Consider the following 19,398-nt stretch of genomic DNA (forward strand, 5'->3'; position numbering starts at 1 on the left):
GCCGCCATTATCGCTCCCAACCATGAAACCGGGGGATTGGCAAATGCATGGCAACGCGGACGAGACAGCGGTTCGTCCGCTGGCGATCGAAGCCCGCGCTCTGGTCAAGCGGTTCGAAGGCTTCACCGCGGTTGACGGGGTGGATCTGAGCGTGCCGGAAGGCTCAATCTACGGGATCCTGGGCCCCAACGGCGCTGGCAAGACCACGACGCTGCGGATGCTGCTGGGGATCATTGATCCCGATTCCGGCACGCGCCGGGTGCTGGGCCATGATCGGCCGCACGAAGTGGCGCATACGATCGGCTATCTGCCAGAAGAGCGCGGGCTCTACCCCTCTATGAAGACATACGAGGCGATTGCTTTTCTGGGCGCACTGCGCGGGCTTCCGCTGGCCGAAGGGCGGCGGCGCGGCAAGGCGCTGCTGGAAGAGCACGGCCTTGGCTATGCGATCGAGCGCCAGATCCGGCAATTGTCCAAAGGCATGGCGCAGCAGGTGCAATTGCTGGGCACTTTGGTCCATGAACCGCGTCTGGTGGTGTTTGACGAGCCGTTTTCGGGCCTTGATGCGATCAATCAGGGCAAGCTTGAAAAGATGATGCGCGGCTTGGCGGAAAAAGGCACCACGGTGATCTTTTCCACCCACGTGATCGCCCATGCCGAGCGGCTTTGCGATGAAGTGGCGATCATCGCCGGGGGCAAGGTTCCGTTTGCCGGGCCGGTCGATCTGGCGCGTGATCGGATCCGTCCGCAAGTGCGGCTGGAAACCCGGGCGCAGGATGGGGCCTGGCGCGCGGCGCTGCCAGCCGATGCCCGCCATGAAGGCAGTTTCTGGTATTTCAACCTGCCTACCAGCGGGATTGAGCCACTGCTGCGCGCCTTGATCGAAGGCGAAGCGGGGATCCTTTCGCTTTCGATCGAACGCGCCGGGCTGCACGATGCATTCGTGGCGATTGCCGGGGAAGCAGCCGCCCGCGCGCTGGAAGCTGACAAGGAAGAGGAGCAGCGGCGATGAGCCAGCACGGACGCCTTTCAACCCTGCAAGCCGCCATGGTGGTGGCGCGGCGTGATTTCATCGCAATCCTGTGGTCGCGCAGTTTCATCTTCTTTCTGCTTGGTCCGCTGTTCACGCTGGGGATCGGGGTTCTGGCGGGCGGAATCGGACAAAGCGTCCAGCAAAGCGCCAGCCGCCCGGTGCTGGGTGTGGCGATGCCGGCCAGTGATACCGATGCGCTGGTAGCCAGCGCCAAGCGATTTGACCGCGAGCTGAGCGGGATGGTTCCCGAACTGGTGGTGATCAAGCGGCTGGCCCCGGGCGAACAATTCGATCCCGCCGCTGCGCTCAAGGCCAACCGGGCCAATATGGCCGCAGTGGTATCGGGCGATCTGCAAAATCCGGTGCTGACCGGATCGGACAGCTGGATCGGGCCATGGCAGAGTCGGGTGGCGCTGCTGGCAGGCGCAGCGGCGGCGAAAGATCCGGCCAGCTATCCTATGGTCAAGCTGGCACCCACATCGGGCGCCGCAGCCGATCAATCGCGCAGCCGGCTGGTTACTGCGCAAATCGGGCAGACCGTGCTGTTCATGCTGATGATGATCCTGGCAGGCATGGTCCTTTCCAATCTGGTTGAGGAAAAGGGCAACAAGATCATCGAAGTGCTGGCCGCGGCAGTCCCGATGGATGCGGTGTTCCTGGGCAAGCTGTTTGCGATGCTGGCGGTTTCGATGGTCGGGATTGCGGTATGGGGCGCGGTTGGCGTGCCGTTGTGGCTGGCATCGGGCAACAGCCTGGCAAACTTTACCGCTCCGGCAGTGGGCTGGCCGGTGTTTCTGGTCCTGGGGATCGTCTATTTCGCGATGGGTTATCTGGTGCTGGGATCACTGTTCCTGACAATCGGTTCGATGGCCAGCACCGTGCGCGAGGTGCAGACCTTGTCGATGCCGGTCACGATGCTGCAGCTGATCAATTTCTTCTTTGCCAACTATGCGATGGCCAAGACCGGCACCTGGATCGAGACTTTGGCGATGGCGATCCCGTTCTCTTCACCCTTCACCATGCTGGCCAAGGCCGCGCAATCGCCCGATTTGTGGCCGCATGGGCTGGCCTTGGTGTGGCAGTTGATGTGGGTTGCGCTGCTGGTGCGGGGCGGGGCCATGCTGTTCAAACGGCGCGTGATGATGAGCGGACCGACCGGCGCAGCCAAACGCCGGTTCTGGCAACGCGCCCCTGCCTGACGCCGCGATCCGGCAGTTCGCCGAGCCGCTATTGACATTTCGGTAAGTCCGGCGAGATAAGTCTTTGTGCGCAACGTATTTGGCAAACACGCTTAGGCGGGAGTGATTGAGACATGGCTACCCAGGCAGCAAGCCCCGAACAGTTCGTCTATCGCACATCGCCCACCGTAACCGACGCGTTCGATGCCTGGCTTAAGGATCATGCGCCGGATATGCCGGTCCACACCGATCCGCGCGATGTATCGCGCTCTGACATTTACGCAGAAGACCGCTGGCAGCCGATTTTCGCCGAGATGCGTGCCAACGCCCCGGTCAACAAGGTTACCGGCACGCCTTATGGCGATTACTGGAATGTCACCACGGTCAAGGCGGTCCAGCACGTCGAATCGTTTCCGGAACTCTATTCCTCGTCGTGGGACAAGGGCGGGATCACGATTGGCGATCCGCCAGCCGATATCGATCCGGCCCGGCTGGAAGAGCGCCGCCTGCCAATGTTCATCGCGATGGACCGGCCCGATCACACCGGCCAGCGCCGCACTGTTGCCCCGGCCTTTACCCCGGCCGAGATTGCCCACCTGACCGCCGAAGTTCGGATGCGCACCGCGGCCACGCTGGATAGCCTGCCGTGGGGTGAACAATTTGATTGGGTGGACAAGGTTTCGATCGAGCTGACCACCGGCATGCTGGCGATCCTGTTCGGCTTCCCCTGGGAAGACCGCCGCTTGCTGACCTTCTGGTCAGACTGGGCCGGCGGCACCGAACTGGCTTTTGCCAAGGAGCTGCACGATACCCGCTGGGAAGTGTTTGGCGAAATGGCGCAGTACTTCAAGACGCTGTGGATCGACCGGATGGGCAAGCCGCCCCAGCGCGATCTGATTTCGATGATGATCCATTCGGATGCGATGAAGGATATGAGCCCGCAGGAATTCATGGGCAACCTGATCCTGCTGATCGTGGGCGGCAACGATACCACCCGTAACACCATGTCTGGCATCATCCACGGGCTTGACAGCTTTCCCGATCAGCGTGCGCGGTTTGAAAGCGATCCTTCGATCATCCCCAATGCCGTTCAGGAATGCATCCGGTTCCAGACCCCGCTGGCGCACATGCGGCGCACGGCTACGGCCGATGCCGAACTGTTTGGCAACCAGATCAAAAAGGGTGACAAGGTTGTCCTGTGGTACATTTCGGCCAACCGCGATGAAGAGGTGTTCCCGGATGCCGACAAGCTGATTCTGGACCGGGAAAATGCGCGGCGCCATGTGGCATTTGGCTATGGCATCCACCGCTGCGTTGGCGCGCGACTGGCCGAACTGCAATTGAAGATCCTGATGGAAGAAATGCATGCCCGCCGGATGCGGGTGAAAGTCACAGGCAAGGTTGAACGGGTCCGGGCCAATTTCGTCCACGGTTTCCGCACACTGGAAACCACAATCGAAAAATTCTGATCGCGGCGCTGCAACTTTTTGCCAGCTGCCAGCGAACCTGCCAGCGGAGGTAGCCATGACTACAGATAGCGTATTGAACCGGCGTGCGATGTTATCCTGGCTGGGCGCAGGCACTGCGGCCGCTGCGCTGGCGGCGTGCGGGACATCGGCTGAAGCCAAAAGCTATCCGGTGCAGTTCAGCGATGCTGATTGGAAAAAGCGGCTGACCGGCAGGCAATATCATATCCTGCGCGGGCGCGGCACTGAACGGCCTTTCTCTTCGGCGTTGCTGAAGGAGCACCGCAAGGGCACCTTTGTTTGCGCCGCCGATGGTAACCCGCTGTTTTCCAGCGATACCAAGTATGACAGCGGCACCGGTTGGCCCAGCTTCTGGCGACCGTTGTCAGGGGCGATTGGCACTTCGCTTGATTGGGAAACCGGCACACCGCGGACCGAAGTTCACTGTTCGCGCTGCGGCGGGCATCTGGGCCATGTCTTCAGCGATGGGCCAAAGCCAACCGGCAAACGCTATTGCATGAACGGCGATGCGCTGGCTTTCAGGGCTGGTTGATCACCCGGTAGATCCTGAAGCCTTTGGGCTGGCCCAGATCGATCGGAACCAGCCAATCAGGAACCCGCCCGGCCAGAAGATCGGCCATCAATCCGCCCGGGGCATGGTGGGCATAGGTGTTCGGCTCGGCCGCGCTGGCACACAGCACCAGTAGGCTCGCACCGTGGCGGGCCGCGATGGCGCGGGCCTTGTCCGGGTTATCAATGAACGCAGATATTACATCGCGGATCGCCAGATTGGCGCGGTGGTGGCTGCTGGCGACAACCGCGTGGTGGCTTCCGGCCAGGATCGCCGGTCCCAGATCAAGCGGCGCGAATACCGTCTGCGCCGGCAGCTTGCCAAGCCGGGCCACGCTGCGGGGCAGATCGCAGCCTGAGCTGGCTCCGGCCAGTTTGGCCACGGGTGATCGGGCCGCCTGATCGGGGCTGGATGGCCACAGCAGCAATGCCCCCACCAGCAGTATCGCAGCAAACAGCGAAAGATAGCGCAGCGGCAGTGCGCCGCGCCTGTGCGCTGTCGGATCCTGCCGGGCCCATGTCAAAATCCGGTTTAGCAGCCAGCCCAAGCCCAGCGCGCCCAGCGCCCCGGCAAACGCGATTGAGCGCCAGACCAGCAGGCCGGTCAGCAGTGCTGCCCCGAACAGCACCAGATATTCGCCCAGCAACCGGCGGTCGGTGCCATGCGCCTGCCGCCACAGCAGGACCAACGCGGCCAGCGCCAACAGCACCGGCACTCCGGCGGCGGCGGCTTGCCCCGGCGCCTGATGCCACACCGGCATCCCTTCATCGATATTGCGGTACCAGTGCTGATAGACCAGCGGATCCATCTGCCCCATGGGAGCGCCAATGCAGCCCGGCGCCAGCGTGTAAAACAGCGCCGCCCCGGCGGCTGCGCTGATGGCCAAAGCTGCCAATGCAAAGCCGCGCCGGGCCGGGGCAAAGGCGGCGGTCAGGCCGGTTACCGCCGCAACAGTCAGCAGAAAAGCAATATGAGCGGGCGCAATCGCATCGCACCATGGCTGCAAAGCCGCCGGGCCGCGGGTGCCCGCAAACAGCACGGCCAGCCCGCCCGCCAGTGCGGCCATGTACCAGCCCAATCGGCGATCGGTAGCGGGAGAGGCCAGCCAACCCCAGGCCAGAACCGCCCCGATAGCTGCAGCAAGCGGCAGTCCCTCAATCGAGATCGTCAGCCCCAGCGCCATCGCCAGCCCGGCCAGTGCGGCGGCATGATTGGCGCTGCGGACCAGCATCGGGCTGGCCGCCGCCAGCATCACGCATGCAATCTGCCAGCCGTGATGATCGATCCGCAGCGGGGTCAGCTGGGCCAGGGTTGCCGGTACCAGAACCGCACAAAGCCCGGCCAGAACCGAAACCTCCTGATCGAAGAAGCGGGCCGCTATCCGCATCGCCAAGGCCATTACACAGCCCAGCGTAACCAGCGGAATGGCAACCAGCGCAGCGGTTTCCGCCCCGTACTGGCCCAGTAGCGGGGTCAGTGCCGCGATCACCAGCGCCAGCGGCAGATCAACCAGCCGCGACCAGTGCATCGGCGTGCCGCCGGGCGGATCAATCCGGTGCTGGGCAAGATCGTACCAGCCCTGTCCAGCCAGCAGATCGCGGACCTGCACCAGCCGCAAGGCATCATCGGGATCAAAGAATTCGCGCGCCGCGATCCGGCCAAGGTAGGCCAGCGCCAGCACGGCAGAGACACCGATCCAGCTATAGGCAAAAGCGCGCCAGGGGATTGGTGACAGTCTGGCGAAGCTGGCCCCGCTTGCAGTGTGATCCCGCCCGGTCACCCGATCAGGCCACTTTGCGGTGGGCGGTAAAGACCAGATGCTTGCGCGCGAAATAATTGAACGCAAAGCTGAAGATCACGGCCAGACCCTTGAACAGGCGGACATCGGCCTGGATCAGATCGGCGGCGGAAACGATTGCGGTGGTCAAGGCCAGGCCGCCCCATGATGATACCAGGAACAGTGCCTTTTGCTGGGTACGGGCGGGCCCGCTGCCATGGGTGCCATCGGTAAAAACCGCGCGGCTTAGCAAAACCCAGATCGCCACGATCCCCAATGAATAGGCTATCGCCGCGCTCAGCCCGGGGGCAAGCGGGGTTTTCAGCAGCAGGAAAAAGCTTCCCAAATCGATCGCCAGCGCGATGCAGGATGCGGCAAAATAGCGCAAAAAACGGGAATCGCGCAGCTTTTCAAGCAGATTGGCCATTGCCCTCGCCATTGCCCTCGCCATTGCCTTCGCCACTTCCCCGGTTCCCGATCAGGCCGCTTTGCGGTTCTTGGCGATCCGGGCCGGAACATCGCGAAGCGATGCCAGCGCGGCGGCTTGATCTTCGCTCAGCGCGGCGTTGGCCGGGGCGGCGATCACCGTTTCGGCGCCTTCAGCGCCGGCTTCATGGTATTCGGCGTCCTCGTTAACGCACCAGATGTCATAGACCCGGGCACCGGCCTTGATATTCTCGGCCGTCAGCATCGCGGTCATCATCGCGTGATCCTGATTGTTATAGCGGTGCATGCCATTGCGGCCAACCAGGTGCAGCGTGGCATACTTGCCTTCCAGCTCGGCGCGCATGGCTGCAACGTGGTGGGCATAGTCTTCATCGTAAACCGGATAGGCTTTTTCCTGACGGACGACTGCGCCGCCGATCACCTGTTCGGCTGAAACCAGGCCAAGCGTGGCCATTTCGCGGGCGGCCAATGCGATCAGATCGTCATCGCTCATCGACCACAGCGCGCCGCCTTCGAAGCAGAAATATTCAAGGCCAACGCAGGCCACCCCTTCATCAGGCACCATTTCGGGCGACCACGAGCGGAAGTTCTGGATCCGGCCGACTTTGACCTTGCTGTCGTGGATGTAGATCCAGTTATCGGGGAACATGTCCTCATCGGCCCGGATCTTGAGCGCAACGGTCAGGAAATCGCGATACCGCAGGGCCTGCGCGTTGAGTGTTGTCTGGGGCAGCGGATGCAGCCGCGCGGCCAGCTCGCGCATCGGTGCAGAACTGATCACATGGCGCGCAGCAATCATCGTATCGCCGCCGCTATGGCTGGCAGTCATGCGCCAGCCGTCCTGGCCATCGCCAGTGTTTGTTGGGGCAAGCTGCTTGAGCGAATGGCCCATCAGCACTTCACCTTTGCCGGTCGCCACAATCTTGTCGCGCGCGGCGTCCCACATCATGCCCGGCCCCTGGCGCGGATAGCGGAAAGTTTCGAGCAGGGTCTTCACTTCCTGGCCGTCATTGGGCCGCTTGTTGAGGCCAAGGCTGCGTTTCAGCCCATCGATCACCGCGCTCCACAGCGAAAGCCCCTTGATTCGCTGGGCGGCCCAATCGGCGCTCATTTCATCGCAGGGCATGCCCCAGACCTTCTCGGTATAGGTCTTGAAGAAGATCGAATAGAGTTTCCAGCCGAACTGGTTGACGGTCCAGTCTTCAAAGCTTTTGACGTTTTTGTTCGGGAAAGCCTGCGCCTTGGCAAAGCTTAGCATGCACAGCGTAGAGCGCACGATGCCAAGGTTCCACAGCGCCTCGAAGGCGCGCAACGGATAGGAGTAGAATTTGCCTTCGTAATAGATCCGGCTCATCCGCGGGCGCTGGATGAAATCATCCGGCAGAATTTCGTTCCACAGATCGACCACCGCGGCGCTTTTGGAAAAGAACCGGTGCCCGCCGATATCAAACCGGTAGCCTTCATGCTCAACCGTCCGGCTGATCCCGCCGACATAGGTTTCGTCCTTTTCGATGATCGCTACCGAAAGGCCTTCCTTGGTCAGGAGATAGCCCGCAGTCAGGCCAGCCGGCCCGGCGCCGATGATCGCAACGTCAACATTGACAACCTTGGACCGCGCTTTGTCCGATCCGATCACAGTCTGGCTCATGAATTGTCCCGTTTGAAGTGCGCAGCCAGAAGTGAAGGAAATTGCCTAATCACTGGTTAACAGGCGGCCACTTCTGCTGGTTCGGGGCTGATTGCGGCCAAGCCCTGCAATCGCGCGGTCAGCCGGGCCAGTTCGTCCAGCCGAAAGCTCTGCTGAAACACCAGCCCGAACCTGGTGCCGCGCCGCCAGCGGACGCGGGCCTTGATCGTGCCAAGCTGATCGGCGCAGATTTCGGCCAACTGACCGACCGGCAGGCATTCTGTGCAGGCCAGCGCCGCGCCGTGCTGCGAAATATCGTGCAGCGCGGCGTCAAACGCCAGGCCGCCGGCGTGCAGCACGGCCGGCAGCGGGCGGGGCAAGTGGATCCGGATCGAGCGTTTGGGGAACGGTCCGGCCTCTTCCAGCAGCTTAGGGATATCAACCGGGCCACCGGCAAAGCGCAGGCCGGCGTGGGCGCCATCCTGCCAGGCAGGCGCAAGATCATAGCGCTCGCCGCCGGCCAGCTCAATCTGGCACGGGGCAGACAGATCAAGCGCGTGGAACAGGCGCACTTTCAGCCCGCCGCTGGAAACATCGCGCAATATGCACAGGAATTCGCCCTGGGCGGTCACCAGTTTTCCGGCGCGCAGGATCAGGGTAAAGCGCTGGGCTTCGCGCTGATCGTGCGGCGGGGCAATTTCCGGGGCTTTGGCGGCTTTCCTGCGGGCCATTGGATCCTTTCGCGCCGCACCAGAAAAGGGCGTAGCGCCAGGATCGGAGCTAGCCGGACGCGGCGAAATTCCGGTCAACCGCTGCCTAGGGGAATCTGCGTGGGGAGCGGGCCGGCGTTGCGCCCGCGATAGCGAAGCCCACTTCAAGATATTGGTGCGGACGGTGGGACTCGAACCCACACGAGCAAGGCTCAGGGGATTTTAAGTCCCCGGCGTCTACCATTCCGCCACGTCCGCTTCAGGCACGGCCTTACGGCAGTGCAGCGGGGGTATCCAGCCCTGGTTTGAAAGGTTTGCTGTCTGGATGCGCTATTAGCGTCTGCGCGATTGGCTTTGCACCACCGGCACGCTCCCCCTCCCGGCCACCCAATCCTAGGGTTATCCTATGGGTGGCCGGGTGGGGGAGCGGGCCGGTGGTGCAAGGACGGACGGATGCCCGTCCGCACCGCCATCAGGCGGACAAAAACTAGTCGCTGTTCAGGCGCGCGCGCATTTCCTTGCCGGGTTTGAAATATGGTACTTTCTTACCGGGAACCGAAACCGTTTCACCGGTCCGCGGGTTGCGGCCGGTGCGGGCATCGCGGGCGCGGGTGGAAAATGCGCCAAAGCCGCGCAGTTCAACCCGGCCGCCACTGGCCAGCCGGGCGGACATTTCATCAAAGAAAGTCCCGACGATTTTTTCGATTTCTTCCAGACGCAGCCCGGGATTTTCACGGGCCAGCGCTGCCAGCAGTTCGGATCGGATCATTGCACGCCTTCCACCGGATGCGCCCGCAAGGGCCATCCGTTTTGATTGGTAAAAGAGCGCGGCGCAGCTTCCGACCCGGTGCAAGCAGCACTGCACAGCAAGGATACTGCCATCACTGTCAGCAGGAAGCAATCGCGATTTTAATCTGAGGTTAACAAGTATTAACCCTGCGCCGCGATCAGGCCAGGCGATCAGGCCTGCTCAGCCAACAGCGCAGCCGGGCTGATCCCCAGCCGTTCAATCCGCCGCCGCAGCGTGGGCCATTCCCGCAGCAGGAAGGCATCACGCTCACTCTGCAGCAGTTTTGCCGCCGCGCCGCGGGCGACGAACATGCCAACCCCGCGCTGCACCTCAACCAGGCCATCCAGCTGGAACTGCTGATAGGCCTTGGCCACGGTTAGCGGATTGGCACCTTGTTGCGCCGCGAAAGCCCGCACCGAAGGCAGCATCGCGCCTTCATCATAGGTGCCATCAATAATCGCAGAAGCGATCAGATCGCGCAGCTTGAGATATACGGGTTTGCTGGATTCGGGCATGGTGCATCAGTGCCATAATACAGCGGGTCAGGCAAGCGATTTGGGCTGGTTTGCGCAATGCGCAACAAAGCAACAACGCTGACACATTTCGCTTCACACGCGCGAAATCACGGCTAGTCTCCCGGCCCATGCAGCGGCTGCATCGATCGGCCGCACAATGGGACAATTCGGGGAGCTTTTCATGAAAGATATGGGCCTGTGGAGCGAGGCGGATTGGATCGCGGCGATCGCGGTTGCCGTACTCGGCGTTTTCCTGGCAATCGGCGCTAAGGTTGCCACGCAAAGCGAGCCGGAATTTGCAGGCCACCCCAAGGGCCTGTATATGCTGTTCTTCGCCGAAATGTGGGAGCGATTTTCCTATTACGGCATGCGTGCGCTGCTGATTTTCTACCTGACCAAGCACTGGCTGTTCGCCGATGGCAAGGCCAACCTGATCTATGGGGCCTATACCAGCCTGGTCTATATCACCCCGGTGCTGGGCGGCTATCTGGCGGATCGCTACCTTGGCCAGCGCAAGGCCGTGCTGTTCGGCGGATTGCTGCTGGCCGCCGGGCACAGCCTGATGGCGGTTGAAGGGGTTGGCGGGCAAAGCGATCCGACGATCAATGTGTTCTGGCTGGCGCTTGCGTTCATCATCGTCGGCTCAGGCTTCTTGAAGGCCAATATCTCGGTGATGGTCGGCCAGCTCTACAAGCTTACCGACGTGCGCCGCGATGGGGCCTACACAATCTTTTACATGGGCATCAATCTGGGCGCGGCGATCGGCACGATCATGGTCGGCTACCTTGGGGAAACGATTGGCTGGGGCTATGGCTTTGGTCTGGCAGGCATCGGCATGCTGGCCGGGCTGGTGGTGTTCGTGCTGGGCAAAGGCGCGCTTAATGGCGTTGGCGAAGCACCCATGCCGCTCAGCAAATCCAAGGAAATGCTGCTCTATGCGGTTGGCCTGGCGTCGGTCGCGGTCATTTGGGCCTTGGTCCAGTACCAGGATGTTATCCAAAGCCTGCTGATTGTCTCAGGCGTCGGCTTGCTGGGCTACGTGCTTTATGAAACCTTCAAGCTGCCCAAGGAACCGCGCGAACGGATGTTTGCCGTGCTGTTCCTGATCAGCCTCAATCCGCTGTTCTGGGGCCTGTTCGAACAAGCTGGCGGATCGATGAGCCTGTTTACCGATCGCTTCGTTGATCGCGGCGGGGTTCCGGCTTCGCTGTTCCAGTCGATCAATCCGATCATCATCATCCTGGTTGCCCCGCTGTTTGCGGCGTTGTGGATGTGGCTTGGCAAGCGCGGCAAGGATCCTTCGGCTCCGGCCAAATTTGGCCTGGCGCTGGTGCAGATGGGGCTGGCCAATCTTGTGCTGGTCTGGGGCGCAGAAGCCTATGGCGCCGCTGCGATGACCCCGGTTTTCCTGGTCTTCGCCTATTACTTCCTGGCGACCACCGCAGAGCTCTGCCTGTCTCCGGTTGGCCTTTCGGCGATGAACCGGCTGGCGCCAAGCTTCATGGCATCGCTGATCATGGGGGCCTGGTTCTATATGACGGCGGTTGGCAATTTCGTGGCTGGAAAAATCGGTGAAGCCACCGGCGGAGAAGGCGGCGCGATGACCAAGCAAGGGCTGCTCGATATTTACGAGCTGTTTGGCTGGATCAGCATCGGCGTGGCAATTGCGGTCCTGCTACTCAGCCCGATCGTCAAACGCTGGATGCACCTCGATACGCTTGAAGATCGCGTAGAACCCAAAGCGGAGTAAGACAGGATGATCATGTGCAAAGTGGCTCTGCTCGCCGCCGCCGCTCTGGCTTTGGTGCTGGGCGGAACCGGGGCAGGGGTTGCCAAGGACAAGAAGGAAGATAGCCCCGCGGTAAAGGCGGCGCGCGATTTCAACGCCAATCCTTATCCGTCCACGTACAAGCCCTATGCCGGGCGGCCCACTTTGATCACCGGGGCAACCGTGTTTGATGGCCGCGGCGGGCGGATTGAACAGGGCGTGGTCCTGATCCGCGATGGCAAGATCGCGGCCGTGGCGGGCAGTCTGGCGGATCTGGATGTGCCGGCCGATGCACTGCGGATCGATGGCACCGGCAAGTTCGTGACACCGGGCGTGATCGATGTTCACAGCCACCTGGGGGTCTATCCCAGTCCTTCGGTAGATGCCCATAGCGATGGCAACGAAATGACCGATCCCACCACCCCGCAGGTCTGGGCCGAACATTCGGTCTGGCCGCAGGATCCGGGATTTTCGCGGGCCATCGCCAATGGCGGGGTGACCAGCCTGCAAGTGTTGCCCGGATCGGGAAACCTGATGGGCGGGCGCTCGGTCGTGCTCAAGAATGTCTATGCCCGCACCGTTCAGGCGATGAAATTTCCCGGCGCGCCTTATGGCATGAAGATGGCCTGCGGTGAAAATCCCAAACGGGTTTACGGGGCCAAGGGCCGAACGCCATCGACCCGGATGGGCAATTTTGCGGTCAACCGCGAAACCTGGATCAAGGCGCAGGAATATCGTGCCAAGCGCGATGCCGGAAAGCTGGAAAGCCGCGATCTGGCAATGGAGACGCTGGCCGGGGTGCTGGCCGGCGATATCCTGATCCAGAACCATTGCTACCGCGCCGATGAAATGGCCCAGGTGCTCGATATGGCGCGCGAATTTGGCTATAAGGTTACCGCATTCCACCACGCGGTCGAAGCTTACAAGATCGGCGATCTGCTGAAGGCCGCGGGCACTTGCAGCGCGGTTTGGGCCGATTGGTGGGGCTTCAAGATGGAAGCCTATGACGGGATCCCGGAAAACGCCGGAATCCTGTGGAAGGCCGGGGCCTGCGTGGTGATCCATTCAGACGATGAAAACGGCATCCAGCGGCTAAATCAGGAAGCCGCCAAGGCGCAGGGCGATGCCCGGCGGGCCGGGATCAACATTCCCGATGCCGATGTGATCGGCTGGTTCACCTACAACGCCGCCAAAGCGGTTGGGGTTGAAAAGATGACCGGCAGCCTGGCCGCTGGGATGATGGGCGATGTGGTGCTGTGGAACGGCAATCCGCTGTCCACCTATACCCGTCCTGAAAAGGTCTGGATCGATGGCGCACTGTTGTTTGATGCACAGGATCGCAAACGCCGCCCGGTGGCCGATTTTGAACTTGGCCAACCCGGCGAAGGAGACGTGAAATGAAACGGCTCTTGCTTGGCGCGGCGGCGCTGATTGCGCTGTCTGCTTCGCCCGCACTGGCGCAGGATGTGGCGATCACCCATGCCCGGCTGGTGATCGGCGATGGCAGTGAACCGATCGCGGATGGCACCGTGCTGGTCCAGGGCGGCAAAGTGATTGCCGCAGGGGCCGCCGTGGTGGTGCCAGCCGGTGTGCGCACCATCGATGCGCAGGGCCGCTGGGTTACGCCGGGGCTGGTCGTCGCGGTAACCGATCTGGGGCTGATCGATGTTGGCGCGGTGGATGAAAGCAACGATAGCGATGCTGATAAATCGCCGTTCAGTGCGGCGCTGGATGTCTCGGTCGCGATCAATCCCAATGACCAACCGATCCAGGTCAGCCGGGGCGGCGGGGTTACGCGCGCCGCGGTGGCGCCGATCGGCACAGGATCGATTTTTGGCGGGCAAGGCGCGGTGATCGATCTGGGGGCAGATAGCGATGCCGTAAACCGGCCGCGCGCATTCCAGTATGTCGATCTGGGGGAAACCGGCGCGCGCCGGGCTGGCGGCAGCCGGGCGGCGACCTATGCGGTGCTGCGCGGCGCATTGGGCGAAGCACGCGAACTGGCGGGGGCTCCGGGTGGGCCGCGCCGCCTCGATGCCCTGCTGACCCGCGCCGATGCTGCCGCGCTGATCCCGGTGGTAACCGGCCAGCAGCCGCTCTACGTCCATGTTGAACGGGCCGCCGATATCCGCATGGTATTGGGCCTGAAGCGCGAATTTCCGGCGCTCAAGATTGTGATCGTCGGAGCGGCGGAAGGCTGGATGGTTGCCCCGGAACTGGCCCGGGCTGGTGTGCCGGTGTTGGCCACACCGCTGACCAACCTGCCGAATTCGTTTGAGCAGATCGGGGCAACCCAATCCAACGTCGGACGGATGAAAGCTGCCGGGGTCAATGTTGCGCTGGGGGCGTTTGGCGATCAGCCGCGCTATGCCCCGCAATATGCCGGCAATCTTGTCGCGCTGACCAGGCTGCCGGGGGCCACTGGGCTCAGCTGGGGCCAGGCCTTTGCCGCGATCAGTTCTGGCCCGGCTGAGATCATGGGCATGGGTGACAAGATCGGATCGCTGCGCCCGGGCCGGGCCGGCGATGTGGTGATCTGGGATGGTGATCCGCTGGAAGCCGGCTCAGGCGTGCTTGCGGTCTATATCGACGGGGTCGAGCAACCGCTCACCAACCGGCAGACCCGGCTGCGCGATCGCTATCTGACGCCAACCGAGGGCGATTTGCCCAAGGCATATGACTGGTAAAGGGCCGCTGCCATGAACGATCAGCTGACGGTCCTGATTGCCGCTTCACTCAGCTTTATCGGCACCCATTTTGCTTTGTCGCACCCCTTGCGCAAGCCGCTGGTGGCGCGGCTGGGTGAAGGCGGTTTCGTGGGGCTTTATTCGGCTGTGGCGCTGGCAACGTTCGTTTGGATGATTTTTGCCTTCCGCGCGGTGCCGGCCGGCGATCTGCCGCTGTGGAACGGGCAACAGGATCTGGCCTGGGGGATTGCCAGCGCGATCATGCTGGCGGCCTCGGTGCTGTTGATCGGATCCTTCCAGGGCAACCCGGCGATGCCGGGGCCGCGCGCTGCACAGCTGGCCCGCCAGAAGCCCAAAGGGATCTATGCCGTTACGCGCCATCCGATGATGTGGAGCTTTGCACTGTGGAGCCTGGCCCACGTTCTGGTCAGCCCGGTTCCGCGGGTGATCGTGCTATCGCTGGCGATCGGGCTGCTCGCGCTGCTTGGCGCGCTGATGCAGGATAACAAGAAGATGCGGCTGGTGGGGGAAAGCTGGGCAATGTGGGAACGGCGCACACCGTTCATCCCCCGGCTGGCCGGGCTGCCTGCCGCCGGGCTGATAGCCTGGCTGGGCGGAACGGCGCTTTGGCTTGGCGCAACCTGGCTGCACGGCTGGCTGATCGGAATTCCGGCCGGGCTGTGGCGCTGGCTCTAGCGACCTAGCCACATCGGCTATCGACTCATTCATAGACCTAGGGCAAGAATTTCGGCGATGAAAACGATACCAATCCAAGCACCCACGCGCTTCTTGAGCGACCAGGCTTGAGCCAGATGCAATCCCTGTCGGGTCTCAGGATCGGCCTTTTGACCTCGTCGGCCTCGCGATTGGGCGGAGGTGTGGCTGAGGCTGTCATTGCCCAAGCAGAGATTATTCGCGCGAATGGCGGCGAGGCGGTTGTCTTCGCGCTGGAGGACGAACACAGCGCTGAAGACGCCTTGCGCTATGCCCCCAGCCAGGTCCATTTCAGTCGGATTGTAGGTCCAACTCAGATCGGCTTTGCCCCCGATCTGTTGAAAAAGCTGCTGGCCGCGAGGCTCGATTGCCTGCACCAACAGGGAATCTGGATGTATCCAACCCGAGCAGGTGAGCTCTGGGCGCGGCGTACAGGAAAGCCGCTGGTCATCACCCCGCAGGGCATGCTCGATCCATGGATTACCGCACGCGGCCGCTGGAAAAAAGCGCTGGCCCGGATCGGCTACGAACGCGCGGCTTGGCGCCGCGCCGCCTTCTTCCACGCGCTGACTGGCCGCGAGGCGCGGGCGATCGAGCATGAGGCTGGGCGCAGTGATAGCCTGGTCCTGCCCAATGTAGGACCGCCAGTGATTTCCGCGCCGACCAGGATTCGCGAAGCCAAGATCACCTTCATCGGCCGGATTCATCCCAAGAAGAATATCCTTGCGCTGGTTGCTGCTTGGAAGCTGCTCAACCCCGCAGGTGCGCAGTTGGTCATTGCCGGCTGGGGCGCAGACGAGGATGTTGCCGAACTCAAGGCTGCGCTGATCGGCGCGCCTGCCTCTGCCCAATTCGTTGGGCCGATCTTTGGCGAAGCCAAGCAACAGCTGCTTGAGAGATCGCGCTTCACCATCTTGCCTTCGCACAGCGAGGGCCTGCCATTGTCGATCCTCGAAAGCTGGGCCGCTGCAACCCCCTCGATTATGACAGACGAGTGCAATATTCCCGAAGGTTTCGAAATGGGCGGCGCAATCGAGTGCGGTTACGTTCCGCTCGCAATCGCAGAAGCCATCGCTGGAGCTCTGGAGTTGAACGAACCGCAGTGGCTTGAAATGGCTGCGGCGGCGCATCGCCTGGCGGCGGGACCGTTTTCGCTCGAAACCGTCGGTAGGCGCTGGGCCAATGCCTATCTGGCGGCGATTGCGGGTAAGAAATCCTAGCCTCTCGGCAGTTTCTGCAAGGCGGCCCAAGCGTCTTTGACGATCATCGGCAAGTCCGAGTGCGTCGGGATGAAACCGAGAGCGGTCTGTGCCCGGTTCGCATCGGCGACCAGCAGCGGCGGATCACCCGCGCGGGCTGCAACCATGCGCTGGGGGATCGGACGGTCGACACATGCCTCGCAAGCCCGAATCACGTCGCGGACCGAACTGCCCTGCCCGGTTCCAAGATTGAGCGTGAGCGAATCGCCCGTTCTGAGCAAGTGCGTGAGCGCGAGGACGTGGCCGTGCGCTAGGTCGGTGACATGGATGTAATCGCGGATGCAAGTGCCGTCAGGAGTCGGGAACGTGTCACCGAAGACCTGGATCTCGTCGCGCAGCCCCAGCGCGGCCATCAGCACCGACGGAATCAGGTGGGTTTCGGGTTTATGGTGCTCTATCAACTCGCCTTCGGGATCGGCCCCGGCGGCATTGAAATAGCGCAGGATCGCATAGCACAGGCCATGCGCGTATGCCGTATCGCGGACCATTTCTTCGCAGATCAGCTTGGTCCGGCCATAGGGATTGATCGGGCGCTGCGGCGTGTCTTCATCGATCGGTGAATGTACAGGCTCGCCATAGGTCGCGCAAGAACTGGAAAAGACTAGGGTTTTGAGCCTAGTCGCGGACATGGCATCGAGCAGGCTGGACATCCCGACGACGTTGTTGCGGTAGTATTTCTGCGGATCACTCACCGATTCGCCCACATATGCCGAAGCCGCGAAGTGCATCACCGCCTGAGCCTGGCTCTCACGGAGCACCGCTGTTAGACGATCAGTATCGAGCACGTCGCCCCGATGCAACGGCCCCCATTTGACTGCTTCGATGTGGCCGGTGCTAAGGTTGTCATAGCTCACCGCCAGGTAGTTCGCCGCTGCCAGTGCTTTGCAGGCATGGCTGCCGATAAAGCCCGCCCCGCCGGTGACCAGCACTACAGGTTTCGTATTGGCCATCGGATCATCCTGATTTGTCGTTGGAATCGAGCGGATCTAACGTTCTCTGCCAGCGCTAGTCTAAACCGGCGGAGAACGAAAGGGGGTCATGCCAACATTTGCGCTTGATTGACGTTTTGGACTGGCAACCAGCAGGCGAGCACCCTAATCTTGCCCATTCAATCTTTGGGAGAAAGACGCGATCGAACCGCTCGATGCCGCTCAAACCCGCCCGCTCGAAGGCGGAGCCAGTTTTACGCTGGGCAACCGGCTGTTCCGGGTGTTCTGGATGCTCGGCTGGCTGGTTTTTGCGCGCTTTACGCCGCCGCCACTGCATGCCTGGCGGCGGCTGGTCTTGCTGGCATTCGGGGCAAAAGTGGCTCGCGGCGCGCGGGTTCATGCCAGCGTGCTGATCTGGCACCCGGCCAATCTGGATCTGGGCGAGCTGGCACTGATTGGCCCAGGCGTGCGGCTATACAATCAAGGCCGGATCACGATCGGCGCGCGCACAGTGGTCTCGCAGCGGGCGCATATTTGTGCCAGCACGCACGATGTAAACGACCCGCACTTTCAGCTGCAATTGCGCCCGATCATGATCGGCGATCACTGCTGGGTTGCCGCCGAAGCATTTGTCGGCCCAGGGGTGACGATGCATGATCGATCGGTATTGGCGGCGCGCGGCGCGCTGTTCGGCGATGCCGATGCGGACGGGATCTATTCAGGAAATCCGGCCACGCTGCTCAAACGCCGTGCGCTCAGGGTATTGGATCCAGACTAACGTCTTCCAGCCAAACACTTCCTGCACCCGCAGCCAAGGCAAAGCTCAGCCGCTGTTCCGGACAGTCCGCCGGGACTACAGTGGTTGCAAACCAGCGCCCGCTGGCACGGTCAAGCTGCGGCTCAAGCCAGATTTCGGCCTGACCCTTGCAGCTTAGTGCAGCGCGGATTTTATCGCTTGGTTTACCGTCATTTTTGCCGGCCAGCCAGGACAGTTGATAGCGCCCAGAGGCTAGCAGCAACAGCTTTGCAAGGAAACGCCGCATGACTGGAGGCGTTCCATCGATGGCCAGCCGCTGGCCGTTGCCCGCCGCAAGCGGCACCGCGCTCAACAATACATCGCCGTTGCCAACAATCTGCCAGCCGAACGGATTGCGGGCCCCCTGCAGGTTTAGCGCGGCAAAACCTTCATCGCCCAACAGCGCGTTGCCGGCTTCGGGGCATTGCGCCGCCCAAAGCTCGCGGGCTTCCTGGTAGAGCCGTTTATGGATCATTGCCGCCGCCAGATTGGCACTGGCATCGCAGCCCACCTCAAACCCGGCCCTGGCCGCATCAACCAGCACCCAGCCGCGCTGGCGCAGCACTTCGGGCGGCAGATCGAACACTTCGTTGAGGTATTTCCCTAGCCAGGCCGTTTCCAGATCAAGCCGCTCCACCAATGCAGCGCGGGCTTCGGGGTTGCGTTCAACCGGATCGATCAGGGCCTGCTGGCCAACCAGTGTCGGCTGTTGGCGAAGCAGCGCATCAAGCCGCATTGCCGCCGCATCATAATCGCGCGCTTCCAGTGCCTGATTGAGCCAATAGGCCTGGGTAATCGGCACACGCCAACCCATCCGCCCGGCTAGCCGAAAGGCCCGCTGGGCCAGCGGAGTATTGCCGCCGCCCAGATTGCCGGCCGCAAACAGCGCCACGGCTTCGGCATTAACCGGGGAGCGGTCGATCGCGTGCCAGCCATATGCAGCCGCATCGGCGCTGCGCCGGGCGGCCAGGGCCTGCCCGCCCAAAGTGCGCAGCGCGGCACTGGCAAATCGGGTGGGCACCTGCGCAGCAATTGCGGGATCGGTCCGGGCCATCCGGTCCAGCCCGCTCACCGCACTCAGCCCGCCCAAGGCCAGGCCTGACAGCAGGATCAAGGCCCCCCGCAACATGG

The 19,398-nt window shown here is 62.3% G+C and carries 18 protein-coding genes and 1 tRNA gene; 10 read left to right on the top strand and 9 right to left on the bottom strand.

Features of this window, described 5'->3' with window-relative positions:
• The first annotated feature begins 43 nt into the window (after positions 1-43).
• From ABL914_RS02335 to msrB, 4 genes are all read left to right on the top strand, one after another.
• Positions 44-1,012, top strand: a complete 969-nt coding sequence (locus ABL914_RS02335) for an ABC transporter ATP-binding protein (protein ID WP_391561540.1) — start codon at positions 44-46, stop codon at positions 1,010-1,012.
• The gene (locus ABL914_RS02340; protein WP_391561541.1) at positions 1,009-2,232 is read left to right on the top strand and encodes an ABC transporter permease; all 1,224 of its coding nucleotides are present in this window, start codon (positions 1,009-1,011) and stop codon (positions 2,230-2,232) included. Before ABL914_RS02335 ends, ABL914_RS02340 begins: the two co-directional genes overlap by 4 nt.
• Before the next feature lie 113 nt (positions 2,233-2,345).
• Positions 2,346-3,680: a cytochrome P450 gene (locus tag ABL914_RS02345; protein WP_391561542.1), complete on the top strand. Its 1,335-nt coding sequence runs from the start codon at positions 2,346-2,348 to the stop codon at positions 3,678-3,680.
• Positions 3,681-3,735: 55 nt separating this feature from the next.
• Complete coding sequence (gene msrB, locus ABL914_RS02350) at positions 3,736-4,230, top strand: peptide-methionine (R)-S-oxide reductase MsrB (RefSeq protein ID WP_391561543.1); 495 nt, start codon at positions 3,736-3,738, stop codon at positions 4,228-4,230.
• On the opposite strand, the gene ABL914_RS02355 is transcribed toward msrB, so the two are convergent.
• The 7 genes from ABL914_RS02355 to ABL914_RS02385 all read right to left on the bottom strand — a co-directional run bounded on the left by ABL914_RS02355 (position 4,217) and on the right by ABL914_RS02385 (position 10,114).
• Positions 4,217-6,028, bottom strand: coding sequence for a hypothetical protein (locus ABL914_RS02355; RefSeq protein WP_391561544.1), 1,812 nt, complete (start codon positions 6,026-6,028; stop codon positions 4,217-4,219). The genes msrB and ABL914_RS02355 overlap by 14 nt on opposite strands.
• Before the next feature lie 4 nt (positions 6,029-6,032).
• The gene (locus ABL914_RS02360) at positions 6,033-6,452 is read right to left on the bottom strand and encodes a GtrA family protein (RefSeq protein ID WP_391561545.1); all 420 of its coding nucleotides are present in this window, start codon (positions 6,450-6,452) and stop codon (positions 6,033-6,035) included.
• A 51-nt stretch (positions 6,453-6,503) separates the two neighbouring features.
• Positions 6,504-8,120, bottom strand: a complete 1,617-nt coding sequence (locus ABL914_RS02365; RefSeq protein ID WP_391561546.1) for an NAD(P)/FAD-dependent oxidoreductase — start codon at positions 8,118-8,120, stop codon at positions 6,504-6,506.
• A gap of 56 nt (positions 8,121-8,176) precedes the next feature.
• Entirely contained in the window at positions 8,177-8,830 is a 654-nt protein-coding gene (locus tag ABL914_RS02370; protein WP_391561547.1) for a PilZ domain-containing protein, read from the bottom strand.
• Between the two features lie 152 nt (positions 8,831-8,982).
• Positions 8,983-9,067 (bottom strand) — tRNA-Leu (locus ABL914_RS02375).
• Positions 9,068-9,296: 229 nt separating this feature from the next.
• On the bottom strand, positions 9,297-9,578 hold the full coding sequence (locus tag ABL914_RS02380; protein WP_391561548.1) for an integration host factor subunit beta: 282 nt from the start codon (positions 9,576-9,578) through the stop codon (positions 9,297-9,299).
• Positions 9,579-9,769: 191 nt separating this feature from the next.
• Positions 9,770-10,114: a GntR family transcriptional regulator gene (locus ABL914_RS02385; protein WP_391561549.1), complete on the bottom strand. Its 345-nt coding sequence runs from the start codon at positions 10,112-10,114 to the stop codon at positions 9,770-9,772.
• 181 nt (positions 10,115-10,295) lie between these two features.
• On the opposite strand from ABL914_RS02385, the gene ABL914_RS02390 reads away from it, so the two are divergent.
• The 5 genes from ABL914_RS02390 to ABL914_RS02410 all read left to right on the top strand — a co-directional run bounded on the left by ABL914_RS02390 (position 10,296) and on the right by ABL914_RS02410 (position 16,503).
• On the top strand, positions 10,296-11,864 hold the full coding sequence (locus ABL914_RS02390) for a peptide MFS transporter (RefSeq protein ID WP_391561550.1): 1,569 nt from the start codon (positions 10,296-10,298) through the stop codon (positions 11,862-11,864).
• Positions 11,865-11,876: 12 nt separating this feature from the next.
• Positions 11,877-13,283 carry an amidohydrolase gene (locus tag ABL914_RS02395; protein ID WP_391561620.1) on the top strand — a complete coding sequence of 469 codons (1,407 nt, stop codon included), beginning with the start codon at positions 11,877-11,879 and terminating at the stop codon, positions 13,281-13,283.
• Complete coding sequence (locus ABL914_RS02400) at positions 13,280-14,569, top strand: amidohydrolase family protein (RefSeq protein ID WP_391561551.1); 1,290 nt, start codon at positions 13,280-13,282, stop codon at positions 14,567-14,569. Before ABL914_RS02395 ends, ABL914_RS02400 begins: the two co-directional genes overlap by 4 nt.
• A 12-nt stretch (positions 14,570-14,581) precedes the next feature.
• Positions 14,582-15,265, top strand: a complete 684-nt coding sequence (locus ABL914_RS02405) for an NnrU family protein (protein ID WP_391561552.1) — start codon at positions 14,582-14,584, stop codon at positions 15,263-15,265.
• 182 nt (positions 15,266-15,447) lie between these two features.
• Positions 15,448-16,503 (top strand): glycosyltransferase, encoded by a 1,056-nt coding sequence (locus ABL914_RS02410; protein WP_391561553.1) that lies wholly within the window; start codon positions 15,448-15,450, stop codon positions 16,501-16,503.
• Here ABL914_RS02410 and galE read toward each other — a convergent pair.
• Positions 16,500-17,492: a UDP-glucose 4-epimerase GalE gene (gene galE, locus ABL914_RS02415; RefSeq protein ID WP_391561554.1), complete on the bottom strand. Its 993-nt coding sequence runs from the start codon at positions 17,490-17,492 to the stop codon at positions 16,500-16,502. The genes ABL914_RS02410 and galE overlap by 4 nt on opposite strands.
• Before the next feature lie 268 nt (positions 17,493-17,760).
• Between galE and ABL914_RS02420 the strand changes: the two genes are divergently transcribed.
• The gene (locus ABL914_RS02420) at positions 17,761-18,249 is read left to right on the top strand and encodes a putative colanic acid biosynthesis acetyltransferase (protein WP_391561555.1); all 489 of its coding nucleotides are present in this window, start codon (positions 17,761-17,763) and stop codon (positions 18,247-18,249) included.
• Here the strand turns inward: ABL914_RS02420 and ABL914_RS02425 are convergent.
• Positions 18,227-19,396: a hypothetical protein gene (locus ABL914_RS02425; protein ID WP_391561556.1), complete on the bottom strand. Its 1,170-nt coding sequence runs from the start codon at positions 19,394-19,396 to the stop codon at positions 18,227-18,229. The genes ABL914_RS02420 and ABL914_RS02425 overlap by 23 nt on opposite strands.
• Between the last annotated feature and the right edge of the window lie 2 nt (positions 19,397-19,398).

This window comes from Novosphingobium sp. (genome assembly GCF_040079535.1).
In the GTDB taxonomy this organism is placed as follows: Bacteria; Pseudomonadota; Alphaproteobacteria; order Sphingomonadales; family Sphingomonadaceae; genus Novosphingobium.